15 protein-coding genes and 1 riboswitch are annotated in these 14,154 nt (G+C 37.5%); of the genes, 10 read left to right on the plus strand and 5 right to left on the minus strand.

Annotation, left to right across the window (positions count from 1 at the left end):
* Positions 1–58: 58 nt before the first annotated feature.
* Positions 59–1,591 (minus strand): DHA2 family efflux MFS transporter permease subunit, encoded by a 1,533-nt coding sequence (locus MHH64_RS09030; protein WP_095309942.1) that lies wholly within the window; start codon positions 1,589–1,591, stop codon positions 59–61.
* 172 nt (positions 1,592–1,763) lie between these two features.
* On the opposite strand from MHH64_RS09030, the gene MHH64_RS09035 reads away from it, so the two are divergent.
* Positions 1,764–2,669 (plus strand): TetR/AcrR family transcriptional regulator, encoded by a 906-nt coding sequence (locus MHH64_RS09035; protein WP_340003100.1) that lies wholly within the window; start codon positions 1,764–1,766, stop codon positions 2,667–2,669.
* A 344-nt stretch (positions 2,670–3,013) separates the two neighbouring features.
* Positions 3,014–3,490, plus strand: a complete 477-nt coding sequence (locus tag MHH64_RS09040; protein WP_303448667.1) for a GNAT family N-acetyltransferase — start codon at positions 3,014–3,016, stop codon at positions 3,488–3,490.
* Positions 3,491–3,578: 88 nt separating this feature from the next.
* Here the strand turns inward: MHH64_RS09040 and MHH64_RS09045 are convergent, their stop codons facing one another.
* Positions 3,579–4,010, minus strand: coding sequence for a DUF6376 family protein (locus MHH64_RS09045; RefSeq protein ID WP_251660529.1), 432 nt, complete (start codon positions 4,008–4,010; stop codon positions 3,579–3,581).
* 232 nt (positions 4,011–4,242) lie between these two features.
* Here MHH64_RS09045 and MHH64_RS09050 point away from each other — a divergent pair, with 232 nt between their 5' ends.
* Positions 4,243–4,803, plus strand: coding sequence for an NADPH-dependent FMN reductase (locus MHH64_RS09050; protein ID WP_340003101.1), 561 nt, complete (start codon positions 4,243–4,245; stop codon positions 4,801–4,803).
* A gap of 78 nt (positions 4,804–4,881) precedes the next feature.
* On the opposite strand, the gene MHH64_RS09055 is transcribed toward MHH64_RS09050, so the two are convergent.
* Together MHH64_RS09055 and pdxK are read right to left on the minus strand one after the other, a co-directional pair.
* Complete coding sequence (locus MHH64_RS09055; RefSeq protein ID WP_303448663.1) at positions 4,882–5,439, minus strand: YusW family protein; 558 nt, start codon at positions 5,437–5,439, stop codon at positions 4,882–4,884.
* A gap of 233 nt (positions 5,440–5,672) precedes the next feature.
* On the minus strand, positions 5,673–6,485 hold the full coding sequence (gene pdxK, locus MHH64_RS09060) for a pyridoxine/pyridoxal/pyridoxamine kinase (RefSeq protein WP_095309930.1): 813 nt from the start codon (positions 6,483–6,485) through the stop codon (positions 5,673–5,675).
* A gap of 170 nt (positions 6,486–6,655) precedes the next feature.
* On the opposite strand from pdxK, the gene MHH64_RS09065 reads away from it, so the two are divergent.
* Entirely contained in the window at positions 6,656–7,180 is a 525-nt protein-coding gene (locus MHH64_RS09065; protein WP_340003102.1) for a nitroreductase family protein, read from the plus strand.
* A 61-nt stretch (positions 7,181–7,241) separates the two neighbouring features.
* Here MHH64_RS09065 and MHH64_RS09070 read toward each other — a convergent pair whose 3' ends face one another.
* The gene (locus tag MHH64_RS09070) at positions 7,242–7,505 is read right to left on the minus strand and encodes a hypothetical protein (RefSeq protein WP_095309926.1); all 264 of its coding nucleotides are present in this window, start codon (positions 7,503–7,505) and stop codon (positions 7,242–7,244) included.
* Positions 7,506–7,680: 175 nt separating this feature from the next.
* A riboswitch (Lysine riboswitch) is annotated at positions 7,681–7,858 on the plus strand.
* Positions 7,859–7,966: 108 nt separating this feature from the next.
* Between MHH64_RS09070 and dapA the strand changes: the two genes are divergently transcribed.
* The 6 genes from dapA to cydC all read left to right on the plus strand — a co-directional run bounded on the left by dapA (position 7,967) and on the right by cydC (position 14,047).
* Positions 7,967–8,860, plus strand: coding sequence for a 4-hydroxy-tetrahydrodipicolinate synthase (gene dapA / locus MHH64_RS09075; protein ID WP_340003103.1), 894 nt, complete (start codon positions 7,967–7,969; stop codon positions 8,858–8,860).
* Positions 8,861–9,191: 331 nt separating this feature from the next.
* Positions 9,192–9,626, plus strand: a complete 435-nt coding sequence (locus tag MHH64_RS09080) for a universal stress protein (RefSeq protein WP_340003104.1) — start codon at positions 9,192–9,194, stop codon at positions 9,624–9,626.
* A gap of 24 nt (positions 9,627–9,650) precedes the next feature.
* Complete coding sequence (locus MHH64_RS09085) at positions 9,651–9,881, plus strand: PC4/YdbC family ssDNA-binding protein (RefSeq protein WP_095309920.1); 231 nt, start codon at positions 9,651–9,653, stop codon at positions 9,879–9,881.
* Positions 9,882–9,966: 85 nt separating this feature from the next.
* Positions 9,967–10,353, plus strand: a complete 387-nt coding sequence (locus MHH64_RS09090; protein WP_118888632.1) for a hypothetical protein — start codon at positions 9,967–9,969, stop codon at positions 10,351–10,353.
* A gap of 242 nt (positions 10,354–10,595) precedes the next feature.
* On the plus strand, positions 10,596–12,329 hold the full coding sequence (gene cydD / locus MHH64_RS09095) for a thiol reductant ABC exporter subunit CydD (protein ID WP_340003105.1): 1,734 nt from the start codon (positions 10,596–10,598) through the stop codon (positions 12,327–12,329).
* Positions 12,326–14,047 (plus strand): thiol reductant ABC exporter subunit CydC, encoded by a 1,722-nt coding sequence (cydC, locus tag MHH64_RS09100; RefSeq protein WP_340003106.1) that lies wholly within the window; start codon positions 12,326–12,328, stop codon positions 14,045–14,047. The genes cydD and cydC overlap by 4 nt, the downstream gene beginning before the upstream one ends.
* Positions 14,048–14,154: the final 107 nt, after the last annotated feature.

The raw sequence follows: 14,154 nt of genomic DNA on the forward strand, positions 1-14,154 counted from the left end.
ATTAAAAATCCCTTGGAATTTAGTTGAATTTCAAGGGATTTTTTTGTTATATCAGTTATTATCCTGCAATTGCTTTATCCGCTTCCTTTTTCTTTACATTCCTTTTTTCAATCGTACCATCTGATTTAACACGACGAATAAAGAATGCCAGAACTAGTGCTACAGCTCCGATTATGGTGGAAACAAAGAAAGAAAAATTGATTCCATGAAGCATTGCTTCATTGATAATTTGTGCCTGTGCCTCTGCAATTGCTTGGTTAGATTGTGCTATACTAGAATCTATTGTTGCCATCGCATTTTCAGTTAATTCAAGTGCTTTTGCTTCTGTACGATTATTCATTAAGGTAACTAATAATGCAGCACCAATTGCACCAGAAACCTGTTGAAGCGTATTATTCATTGCAGTCCCGTGTGGGTTTGCTTCCATGGGTAACTGATTTAATCCATTTGTCATGACTGGCATCATTACCATAGACATTCCAAAGCTACGGAAAGTAAATAAAAGCATGAGACTCACATAGGACATTTCCATATCTAGTTGACTGAAGAAAAAGGTCGTTGTTACGACAATAATTAGCCCTATAATGGCAAGCGTTCTTGCTCCGTATTTATCAAAAAGACGGCCGGTGATCGGGGACATGAATCCCATTACGACTGCTCCAGGAAGCATGAGTAATCCAGCGTCCATTGGAGAAAAACCACGAATGGTTTGAATATAAATCGGTACTAATATCATCGCAGAGAACATTGCCATGGATAAAACAATGGAGATTGCTGATGATAATGCGAACATTGGATATTTGAATATCCGGAATTCGAGCATTGGGTCATCCATTCGAAGCTGACGAAGTATCAAGGCAATTAAAGCTATGATACCGACGATAATTGTGCTGTATACAAGTGGGTGATCCCATCCCTTGTCACCAGCTGAACTGAAGCCGTATAATAGTCCGCCAAAGCCGAAACTAGATAAAACAATGGAAAATACATCGAGCTTTATATGACGCTGTGGTGTAATATTTTTCAGTTTGAAAATGGAATAAATTAAGGTAAAGACAGCAAAAGGTAATACAATGTCGAACAGCATTCTCCAACTGTAGTGTTCAACAATCCAGCCAGAAAGTGTTGGCCCGATTGCTGGTGCCACAAACATAACCATTCCAAAGATACCCATCGCAGTACCTCTTTTTTCGATTGGAAAGGCAGTTAGCATGATATTCATTAACAATGGCATCATCATCGCTGATCCTGCTGCTTGAATCATTCTTGCAGTAAGAAGTATACCGAATGTTGGAGACAAGCTTGCAAGCAATGTGCCTATCGTAAACAATGTCATTGCAGTCAAAAATAGACTGCGATTCGTAAAACGTTGAATAAAAAATGCACTCGCAGGAATTAGAATTCCGTTAATAAGCATGTATCCTGTAGACAACCATTGGACAGCTGTAGGATTTACTTGAAATTCATCCATAATAGATGGCAGAGCAATATTTAACAGGGTTTCATTTAAGATGGAAACAAAGGCGCCGATAAATAAAATTGCAATCATACCATATGGAGGTTTATGTTGAATAGGATTTATTTCACTCATTATTCCTAATCCTTCTTTCTATAATTAAATAGTCCTGCATTTAGGACAAAGTATATTCTATACTCACAGTCTAATAATATCAAGTATATAATTTATTTTCTATGTAAAAATTGATATAACAAGTTTAAAAGGCTATATTATAACTAGACGACTATTATAAAAAGGTGATTAAATGAACCGTAAGAAAAAGCAAATTATAGATGCTGCACATCGTTTGTTTATTGAAAAAGGATTTGTAGCAACATCAATTCAAGATATTTTAGATGAAGCGGAAATTGCAAAGGGGACGTTTTATAATTACTTTACTTCAAAAAATGAATGCTTAATGGCAATATTGGAATTTGTATATGAAGAAACGAACCAAAAAAGAAATGAGATTGCGCATGGGAAAAATATAAATGATGAGAAGGTTTTAGCTGAACAAATAGCTATTCGGATGGATACGAATCGCAAGCATAGCATGATGGCGCTTTTTTCTTCGATATCGCTTTTGGATGATGAAGATTTACAAGCATTCATTGGAAAGCAACACAGAAGGGAATTACAATGGGTTGCAAAAAGACTAAAAGAGGTTAATGGAACGGATACAGAACGCTTTGCATTGGATCATGCTGTCATTCTTTTGGGGACTATCCATCACGCCGTTCATCTTTTGAAAATCAATGAGAATAAAGAAATAACGCCAAGAAAAGTGATACAATTTGCTATCGATTCTATAAAGCCCATTGTGAAAGGACACTCCCAGGAAGTGCTTTTTCATGCGGATATGATTTCAAACGTTTCAGAAGATATAGGTGAGAATATCATGTCTTTAAAAATACAAACAATTTCTCAGTTAGAGACATTACTTAAAGAAGTAAACAAACGAGAAGGGAATCATACAAAGAAAGGTGAATATCTGCAATTTTTAATCGGTGAATTAGAAATGGAAAAACCACGACTCTTTTTAGTAGAAAGTGTTCTCATGTCTTTGTCAAAAATAGTTGATGAACGAGAAGTAATTGGCAATGAACGACAAGTCTTCCAGCTGCTATGGACTTTCATTGAAAAAATTAAAGAAGCAGAAGCGGAAAAATAACTTCTTTATGTGAAATAATTAGATTAGTTTAATTATGTTGATTCAAAGGAATGATAATGATATAGGATTAAAATCGACTACTGTAAGGGAGATGCATATGAGCAGATTACTACGAAGACTTATTCGATATGGTCCGATTCTTTATCCAATCATTAGAAAACTGTGGAAAAATCGGAAAGCTAAAAGAAACTATAATTAATTGTTGTAGAGGTGGTTCAAATTGGGCCGCCTCTAAAATATTAATGGAGAGCTGGCTATCATTTTTTAGACAATCATCAATTCTCCTTGTTATAATTAAGTATATATTGGGATAATACATACCGCAGAAAAAGCGAGGAAATGACATGCAATATACGATAAGGAACATGACAGAAACGTATGCGATTGAGGTTCTTTGCTGGAAATATGAACGACCATATAATTTCTATAATCAAGTATTAACAAGTCATGCAATTATGGAATTGACGGGAAATAAATACTATGTTGTCTTTGACCAATACGATGTGTTGATAGGATTTTTCTGTGTTGGAGCTTCTGCTAAGGTGCCTGCTGGCTATCCACATGGTGCATATCAAGAAGCTTGTGTAGATGTGGGATTAGGTATGAAGCCAGCATTTACTGGAAAAGGGCTTGGCTTTTCGTTTTTTTCAGCTATTCTTGATTTTGTAGCAGAAAACTATGAAGGAATAGATATAAGACTAACCGTTGCTACCTTTAATAAACGAGCCATTCGTCTTTATGAAAAAGCGGGCTTTGTTGAACAAACTAAATTTCAAAGTGAGCGGGCCGAGTTTAGTACCATGATCAAGCGGATAGTCTAGCTGGGGAAATTTTATTTCTTTGGCATAAGACCAGATGAAAAATAAACCGGCTATGAACGCAGGCGATGCATCATAACCGATTCATATATTAAAATCCAAGGTCTTCGATTTGATTTTGGAGTTCAGTAATCGTTTCAATCGTTTGGAATAATTCCGATTCCTCTAGCTTCTCAACAGCTACTTCTCCATTTTGAATAACATTTGATGTAATGTCCAAGAGTTGTTGATTTTTTTCTGTGAAATTTTGATGCAGACCTTCTGCGAGTTCAGGAACATCTATGGCATTAAAATCAGCAATGGATTCCTCTAAGGCTATGAAATGACTTTTCAAATCTTCTTGTACTGCCGGGTCGGAAACTGCTTGATCTACAAGTCCTGGAACCTCTTCTGTAAAGCTGCTCAATTCATTTAAATACTCCGTTGCCTCTGTTGCATAGTCCAATGTATTATTCGTCTCCTCAATGAAGGAACAACCGGAAAGTACGGTCGATATTAATAAAAGCATTATTAATTTTTTCATATGAATCTCCTTTCAACTAGATTTATTTTAGCCTATTTTCTACAATAATTAAACATTACATTTTGTAAACGCTCTATTTTCATATCTGAAATAACAATTATTTTGAGTGAAAGCTGAAAGTGAGTTCGAGAAGTCACATTACTTGAATATATGACCTGAATTTGATAAACATATAGTTATGTAATTAAAGTATTACAATAAGATACGTAACTATAGATGGAGGAATTATAGAATGAAAATTGTTGCGATGGTAGGAAGTAACCGTAAAGAGTCCTATAACATGAAGCTTGTTCAATTCATGCAGAATAGATATGCAGGAAAAGTTGATATTGAAATTTTACCGATTGATCAGCTGCCGATGTATAACGAAGATGACGAACTAAATCCGCCAGAGGTTGTAAAAGAAATCCGTGCGAAAATAATGACAAGTGATGGAATCTTATTTGCAACTCCAGAATACAATGGCTCTATTTCTGGAATGCTAAAAAATGCAATTGATTGGTTTTCTCGTGTAGAAAAAGTAATGGTGAAAAAGCCAGCAATGATTGTTGGAGCTTCAATGGGGGCGTTAGGTACAGTGAAAGCACAACTGCATTTACGTCAAATTTTGAATGCGCCAGGAGTAGCAACATTGACATTGCCTGGAAATGAAGTTTTTGTTGGCTCTGTTCATGAAAAAATTGACGCACAAGGGAATCTGACAAATGAGCCAACAGTTCAATTTATTGATTCCGTTGTAACGAATTTTGTTAGCTGGACTGAAAGTTTTAAAGTAACTGCTGATGTAAAATAATGATTAATAGTAAACTCCGCTGCTTGTATCGTATACAAAACAGCGGAGTTTTTAGTTGAAGCTTATGCTGCAAATGGTTTACTGTTGATATTCGACTTCCGTACCACCAGCATACTCGATGTCTAGTTCAACATTCTGCGCGTCAGTTGGGATATTGAAAGCTTCAAGGACAGTACTTAGAACCTCTTCCTTTGGCGTATTTTCATCAAAGTCAAAAGTAGAGAAGATGCTATCAAGCTCTTGCATCGCTTCATCGCCTCGTAATTGAATTCCTTGTGTTTCATTTCGATAGGATGCTTCCGTTTCGTTCGTATCCTGCTCATATTCTACTTCGACAATATCTTCTGTTCCTTCGAAATCTGCTTCTAAATCAAAGCTAGTAAACGCGTAATCGGATTCCGTATCTGTTGTTACATTATCACTGTCATTCGTTGCATTATTATCTGTCGCTGAACCACTGTCTGTATTGCCATTATTTTGATCGTTAGAAGCATTATCTTGATCGTTTGTGGCGTTGTTTTCCGTCTCTCCCGCATTATTATCCGCTGGAGGATTTGTATCTTCTTCCGTAGTTCCACATGCTGCAATAAGAAAGGCTAATGTTGTTATTGTTATTAGTACCATAAACTTTTTCATGGTGCTCACTCCTATCTAATAGTTTATACCACTATATTGCCCAAAAGCCTAAAAACTAAACGATGTAATAGCATTTTGTATCTTTTCACCTATGGTAAGAATCTTAATTGTAGATTCGAATGATAGAACTAGAATATTCTAAGTAATTTGTATCAGGAAGTGATTGTGAATTCTAATGCTTATTAAAAGCCTTGAAAATCGAATGCAGTCGTTTCCAAGGCTTGTTCTAATATTTATTTGTTGTTTGTTACTTTGTTGTAGGCACCATGCATAACTGGGCCAACATATTCATTTAGCTTCCAACCATTAGCAATTGCTGCAGTAACAAAATCCTTAGCAGCAAATACAGATTCCTTTACACTTTTGCCATTTGCTAGATTTGCTGTGATTGCTGCAGCAAATGTACATCCAGCTCCATGATTATATGTGGTATCGACTTTTTCTTTTTCAAGTATTTCAAAGTCTGTACCATCATAAAATAAATCAATCGCTTTTTCATGATCCAGCGCCTTGCCGCCTTTAATGACAACATTCTTGGCACCGAGCTCGTGGATTTTTAATGCAGCTTGTTTCATATCTTCAATTGATTTTAAGGGCTTAGTCTGTGCTAATTGACTAGCTTCAAATAAGTTAGGTGTTGTAACGAGTGCGCGCGGAAGAAGATATTCACGCATTGCGTCTGTATTTTCCGGCTGTAATACTTCATCTTCGCCTTTACAAACCATAACTGGATCTAGTACGAAATTATTAATTTTATATGCATCGATTTTTTCTGCACCAAGCTTAATGATATCAACCGAGCCTAACATACCGGATTTCATCGCGTCTACTCCGACGGATAGAATCGTGTCTAATTGTCTGTTTACAAGATCCAGGTCAATTGGTGTTACGTGATGATTCCATCCCTCTGGATTCATTGTAACGATGCAGGTTAATGCAGTCATACCATATACATCATGCTCCTGAAACGTTTTTAAATCAGCAGCGATACCTGCACCTCCACTTGTGTCCGAACCTGCAAGTGTTAACGTTTTTTTCATTGTCATTGATAGAACCTCCTCTAGAATGCTAATTTTTATTATAGCACTTTTGAAGGGTCTGTCACTAAACACATACTCATGGATTGTTAAAAATAACTTGACGTTTGGTGGTCTAAATCATATTAGTTTGATATGATTAATACAGAAAATAAGAATAAAGGGAGAGAGGTTGTACGATGGATGTTTTTCAAGCGATACAAGAAAGGCGCGAAATTACTGCGTATGTTAACCGTTGCATTCCGAATGAAGTACTAGAAAAAGTCGTGGATGCAGGTTATTATGCACCATCAGGAAATAATCTTCCGTCAAAGTCGTTAATTGTAGTAAGGAATCGTTCTACCTTGGACAGTCTTGCTGCAACAACACCTTATATGAAATGGTTAAAAGAGGCACAGGCGGCGATTGTCGTTACGGGAAAGCCCCAAACAAGTAAATACTGGCTGCAGGATGCATCAATTGCTTGTGCGTTTATTTGGCTCGAAGCAGTTGAGGTTGGGCTTGGTGCAGCGTTTGGAGCGGTTTATCATTCCGAGGATGAGAACGAATCCATCGATAGGGAAAATCATGTGCGAAAGCTGCTTAGCATTCCGGAAGAACACCGTATTGTCGCTATTTTGGGAATGGGGTATCCTCAAGAAGCATTAAAACCGAAAAAACACCTAGCAAGAGAAGAAATTGTACATTATGATACATTTAGCTAAAATGCATGAAACTGTTCTCTAAACATAAGTTTGGACAACAGTTTCTTTGCTTAACATGCAACTATGACTTCCCGTGATTTTGATCTTGATATAGCATATCTATCTTTTTTTGCAAGTCTGTTATTTGCTGCTGCATCAATAGAATCTGCTGATCCATCTGTATCTTTTCCTGATTTACTTGTAGTTCCACTTCTTTTTCTTGTTCGTATGTGATAAAGGAACCAATAACTGCCAAATTACTTCCAATGGTACTAATTAAACCACCTACTAGAATTAGCTTATCACCGAAATTTGCAGGGAGGTCACGATATGAATTTCGCTCCATCTTAATTACCTCCTCAGAATTAAGTTATGTAATAGCGTATGTTTTGTTCGCTTATCCTGCCCATCATTTTGAAAGTAATGCTGTTCTTTTCTTGTGGTTCAAATGCTTGTTTTCTAGATATATCCCTGTTATAATACACATAATAATTAAATACTTTCTTATTTTAGATTTGTAAAGTAAGGGTAGAGGTGCAAAGACCATTAATACTTACATGGAGGAGAATGAGCTCTGAAGAAATGTGAGGAAAGGGGGATTTGCCGAAGTGGAAGAAGACTCATCTTCTGAAGCTGGGCCTGTTATCAAATAGATACGGGACTGTCATATAGGAAACTATATGGAGGGCTATCAAGCTTAGAACGGTAAATAATGTTCTATAAGCGGCAGCGAGCTCTCTCTCGTTGCTGCTTTTTAATTTGGTCCTAAAGCATCAATAAAATATTGGATGAAAAGGGTGTATTGATATGAATTTTGGTAATGTATTAACAGCAATGGTTACTCCGTTTAATGAGGCGGGAGAAATTGATTTTGAACGAACAAAGGGGTTAGTTAATTACTTGATAGCAAACGGTACAGAAGGTTTAGTTGTTGCTGGGACAACGGGGGAATCACCAACACTCTCTAATAATGAAAAAGTGAAGTTATTTCAAACAGTTGCAGAAGAAGTAAATGGAAGGATTCCTGTTATTGCGGGAACTGGTACGAATAATACAAGAGCATCTATTGAATTAACGAAAGAGGCAGCGGCTACAGGTGTTGACGGGATTATGCTTGTTGTTCCTTACTATAATAAACCGTCACAAGAAGGCATGTATCAGCATTTTAAATCGATTGCAGAAAGTACAGCACTTCCTGTCATGCTTTATAATATTCCAGGTAGAAGTGTGGTAAACATGGAATTAGAAACGATTGTTCGACTTTCTGGAATCCCAAACATTGTTTCACTAAAAGAAGCTAGTGGGGATTTAGATAAGGTTTCGGAGATTATAAGCCATACTTCTGATAATTTTACTGTTTACAGCGGGGATGATAGTCTGACATTGCCGACACTTGCTGTAGGTGGAACTGGGGTTATTTCTGTAGCATCACACATATTAGGTAATGAGATGCAAGAGATGGTAAAGCTTTTTCAGAATGGTGATGTAGCTAATGCCAGTGCTATACACCGACATATTTTGCCAGTAATGAAAGCATTGTTTTCAGCTCCAAGCCCTACCCCAGTAAAAGAAGCACTGAACCATATTGGAGTACCAGTTGGTGGTGTTCGTCTACCACTTGTACCATTGACGGAGTCAGAAAGAGCGTCTATTTGTAAACTAGTAGCGGCCTATGAAGTGAAAAACGCAATCGGATATTAAGTTAGAGAAAAGGAGTAAGCAGTGAAGCTTATTCCTTTTTTTGATACCAGGGAATGCTGTGGATAAATACCTTATGACACGATAACGAAGACTTACCGACTTGGGAAGACATAGATTAGTAGCACTTATACCCTGGAGTGAATCACCTGCGCAGGAATGTTCGATAAGTCGAACCTACTCCAAAATATGGGGCGCAGTCCGTACATCAGTGTCAACTTAACAAATATGAAGTCTGACGAAAGCCATTAAAAAATTAACCTCTCTAGACGTATCCATGTATAATAAATTAAGTGGATTAAGTAGCTAACCTTTAATAAAGTGAGGAATGCAAATGAATCGAAAAATTCTCGTATCGTATGATGGTTCAAATCGTAGTAAAAAGGCGATTAAAGAGGCAAAGAATCAGGCGTCAATTACAGAAAAAGCAGAAGTACATGTTATTTCTGTTGTGACACCGGGAATTAAAAGTAACGAGACAGCTATTGCAGGCAACATATCCATGGCAGATGCAGAATTTCTTTTACCGGAACTACATCAAATCAAGAAGGAAATGGAAGCATTAGGAATTGTTACGATAACGGAAATTCGGACGGACTTTTCACAGCGCAACCCGGGGAGAGCGATTTGTGAATATGCTTTAGCTAACGAAATAGATTTGATCATTGTAGGCAATCGGGGGCTTAGTAATATAAAAAGTCTTCTGTTAGGTAGTGTGAGCAATACGATTGTACAGAACGCCAAGTGCCCTGTTTTGATTGTTAAATAGAATGAAGCATAAAGGAGTATGAATATGGCTGAATTAAATTATAAAATTGTAGAAACAATTGCTGTTATTTCGGAGTCGCCAAAAGGATGGACAAAGGAATTGAATGTGATCAGCTGGAATGGTCGCCCACCAAAATATGATTTACGAGACTGGGCACCTGGTAAGGAAAAGATGGGTAAAGGTGTTACTTTAACAGAAGAAGAGATTGTCCAATTGAAGAAAGCATTGGCAAATTTAAACGCGCTTTCGGAATAGAACGATTATCTAAATTACTGACTTTGGGAGATGGCTGATGATTTGGATAAATTGTAATAAAGACAAATGAAAAGTGGGAGATAAAATGAGAGAAATCGTTATTACTCTTGCGGAAATTGTAAATAATATTCATGACATCCTTACAGACATGTTCGGTCTACATATGACAGATAAAGAACTCCATTTTTGGATTATGGGCTTTATGGGAATGACGATTTTCTTCTTTGTCTATATCTTTTTCAAGCTATTGGAAAAGCTTAAATGGAGTACGACGATATTTTCCTTTATCTATACGTTCACCATTATGGTTGTTATCGTTTTTGCAATTGAATTGCAGCAAGCAATTACGAATCGGGGAAACATGGAGTTTGCAGATGCAGTAATGGGACTATGGGGCTTTTTTGTCATGTTTTTCATTTATGCTGTAATTGCATGCGTTATTTACTTTGCTATAAAATTTATTAAGAAGTAGCTGACTGCCCAACAAAGTGAGACTATGCGATCGCTCGTTTTGTTGGGCAGTTTTTACGTGAATTCTACTTCCTCTTTTGGAGACGGTGAAAATTCTCTAACGTAAGGAGCAAGGTTAATTTTATCACCCTTAAAATCGACAACTATGTTAACACCCTAGCTATCCGTTTACTTCGGTATTTTAAATCATGTATACTTATGTGAAGATGTTCACTAAAATAGCTTTCGTTAGGGGGAGAATCAATGAATAGATTGAAGAATATAGCAGCAGAACAGAAAGGAAAGCTCATACTTTTTATTGTGCTTGCGATTCTTTCTGCGTTTGCTATTATCGGTCAAGGTTATTTATTTGTGATAATCATTGATCGTATTTTCCTAAAAGGCTATTCATTTTCAGAAATTAGCCCGTTAATTATAGGCTTAATCGTAGCGCTTTTTTTACGGACAGGACTAAATTATTTGAATGGAAGAGCAGGAGCAAGAATGGCTACTCTTGCTAAAAGAGAGCTGCGCAGGCTGTTTGTACATACATTTTCAAGAAATTCAATGCAAGCTTCATTGGAAGGACAGTCTGGCCAAAAGGTTGGGCTCCTATTGGATACGGTTGATGAAATAGATTCTTATTTTAGCAGCTATATTCCACAAATTATTCAATCAACGATTGTACCGCTTTTCATCCTTGTTGTTATTTTAATGGAACATATGGCAACAGGAATTATTATCCTAGTTACCGCACCATTTATTCCTATATTTATGATAATTATTGGCTTTAATACGAAAGACAAATCCGAACAGCAGCTAGATAAGATGAATGCGTTCTCCGGTACGTTTCTTGATACGCTGCAAGGGTTAACAACATTGAAATTATTTGGACGGTCTAAAGAGCAGGAGAAAACCATTCAAAAAAGCAGCTTAGATTTCCGTGATGCAACGATGGAAGTGCTTAAAATTGCATTTACGAATTCTCTGGCTTTAGAGTTTATTTCTATGCTAAGCATTGGGCTTATCGCGTTAGAAGTTGCTGTTCGAATGATTATTTTTCAAGATATCACGTTTTTTACTGGCTTTTTAATGCTTATTCTTGCTCCAGAGTTTTACACGAAATTAAAGGAGCTAGGAAATTCATTTCATACGGGACGGACGAGCATGGCGGCAGCGAATAAATTAGATATAGAGCTTTCTGCACTCGAAGATGATGAGACACGATGGGGAGAACTACCCTTGGCGAAAAATAAGCCAGTCCATATTAAAGTGGATGAAGCAGGATTTTCTTACAAGGAAGGCGGTTTTGCATTAAAGCATATTAATTTAGAACTCGAAGCTTTTGAGCAGATTGCGATTATCGGAAAAACGGGATCAGGAAAAACGACATTATTGCATATGCTAGCAGGGCTAGTCCCGCTAACGGAGGGAATGATTCAAGTAAATGAAACTTCCTTAAAGCAATACAGAGAGAAGGATTGGTTTGACCAATTAAGTTATATTTCACAGAATCCGTATATATTCTCAGGTACGATTGCAGAGAATATTGCAATTGGTTCTACAAAAAGCGCATATCAAGAAGAAATTATCAAAGCAGCTGAAAAGGCAGGGATTAATGATTTAGTGGATTCGCTTGAACATGGATATGACACGTTAATCGGTGAAGGAGGAAGAGGCCTTTCTGGTGGGGAGAAACAGCGAATAGCGCTAGCCAGAGCATTTCTCAAACGCCCATCTGTCATTCTTTTTGATGAGCCGACGACAGGGCTGGATTTGCAAACGGAACAAATTCTTCAGAAATCAATGGAGGAACTAGGAAAACATTCGACAGTTATTACGGTTGCTCACCGCCTTCATACGATTCAAAAGGCTGATAAAATCGTCCTTTTAGATAACGGTGAAATTAAGGCAGCAGGAACACATGATGAGTTACTAACAACGGTAGAAGCCTATCGGAATATGGTGACTGTACAGCAGGGAGGGATGACTAAATGAAGGGATTACGTTCTGTCATCAAGATCGTGTTGCAGGAAAAAAAAGATGTCATTTTTTCAATTGCTTGTGGATTTCTAGCTGGAGTAACTGCCGTCGGGCTATTCTCATCGAGTGGTTATTTAATTTCCAAGGGAGCCTTAGTGCCACCGATCTATTCCTTGATGGTACTTGTTGCGATCGTTAAGCTACTCGGAATAATATCGGCATTAAGTCGATATGGTGAAAGATATTTTTCACATCGAGCGACTTTTACAATGCTAAGTAATTTGCGTGTTTCGTTTTATAAAAAAATGGAGCCACTCGCACCAACTATTTTTCAAAGTCATCGCAGTGGAGACTTACTAGCAAGAATCGTTGGCGATGTAGAATCGCTGCAAAATTACTTTTTACGTGTTTTTTACCCACCGATAGTGCTTGTTCTTGTATTTCTTGTTACCATTCTTTTCACGGCTTATTTTTCCATTGAAGCAGCCTTGCTTCTGCTACTTGGATTATTATTAACCACTTTGGTTGTTCCGTTAGTCATCGGCATGAAGCAACGGAAAATCGATAATCGTGTTAGGAGTGAGCGAGGCAATTTATCAACGGAAGTAACAGAATTCCTGTACGGATTTCGTGATTTAAAAATATATCAGCAAGTAGATGACAAAGAGGAAGCATTATTAAAATCAGCTGATACGTATTTGTTGGAGCAGGAGCGGGAAAATGTGCATCGTTTATTTAGTGAATCGGCAAATACGTTTCTATCCCTACTTGTTTCCGTATCCGTGCTAACGGTAAGTGCATATTTCGTATCCGTACAGCAACTAGATGGTTTGTTTCTTGCCATGCTTGTGATGATATCCTTAACACTGTTTGAAAATACTTCTCCGATGGCGGCTTTTCCAAGCTATCTTCAAGAAAGTCGTCAGGCAGTAACAAGGCTAGATGAGGTAATGGAGAGGAAAGGAAATGAGGATGATTCGTTCGAAACGCTGCAAATTAAACGGGCTCCTTCCATTACTTTTCATGATGTGTCCTTTGCTTTTCCGACAGAATCACGTGATACATTAAAAGATCTAACGTTTCATTTACCTGCTGGTTCGAAAACGGCAATTGTCGGTCCAAGTGGGTCCGGGAAGTCTACCATTATGCAGCTTTTACTGAAATTGTACCAGGTACGAGATGGTGCTATTTCACTTAATGATCAATCGGTAGCCGATCTAAAAGCTGAGAGCATTTGGGAGCATGCGAATGTTATGCTTCAGTCGAACCATTTTTTCTATGGAACAATTCGAGATAACTTAGCGATTTCTCAGGATGGATTAGCTGACAGAGAGATGGAAGACATTCTGTTTCACGTACAGTTAAATCATTTTGGTTTGGATGATCAAGTTTTAGAAAAGGGAGAGAATCTTTCAGGCGGCGAAAAGCAGCGATTAGCACTGGCGCGAATACTGCTAAAACAAGCACCATTATGGCTGCTGGATGAACCAACCTCGTCCATCGATGCATTAACAGAGGAACAGCTATATAAACGGCTATTTGAAGTAGCTGAAAATGATACAGTCGTTTTAATTAGTCACCGTTTAACAGGGCTTGAGAAAATGGATCAAATTATTGTCATGGATCAAGGGGAAATTGCAGAAGCTGGCACCTTTGAAGAATTGATGAAAAGTAAAGGTTATTTTTATCAAATGAAGAAAATCGAACAAAGTGTCTTTTTGGCAGATCTGTAAAAAGAAAAAGAAGCTGACGGAGAAGATTAGTCCTCGTCAGCTTCTTTTGTTACAGGTTTATCCTTACCGGCTCCCCAAAATGCAACCGCAATCGCAATTAGAATAAT

Origin of the sequence: Oceanobacillus sp. FSL K6-0127 (genome assembly GCF_037983385.1) — a bacterium.
Classification (GTDB): Bacteria; Bacillota; Bacilli; order Bacillales; family Amphibacillaceae; genus Oceanobacillus; species Oceanobacillus profundus.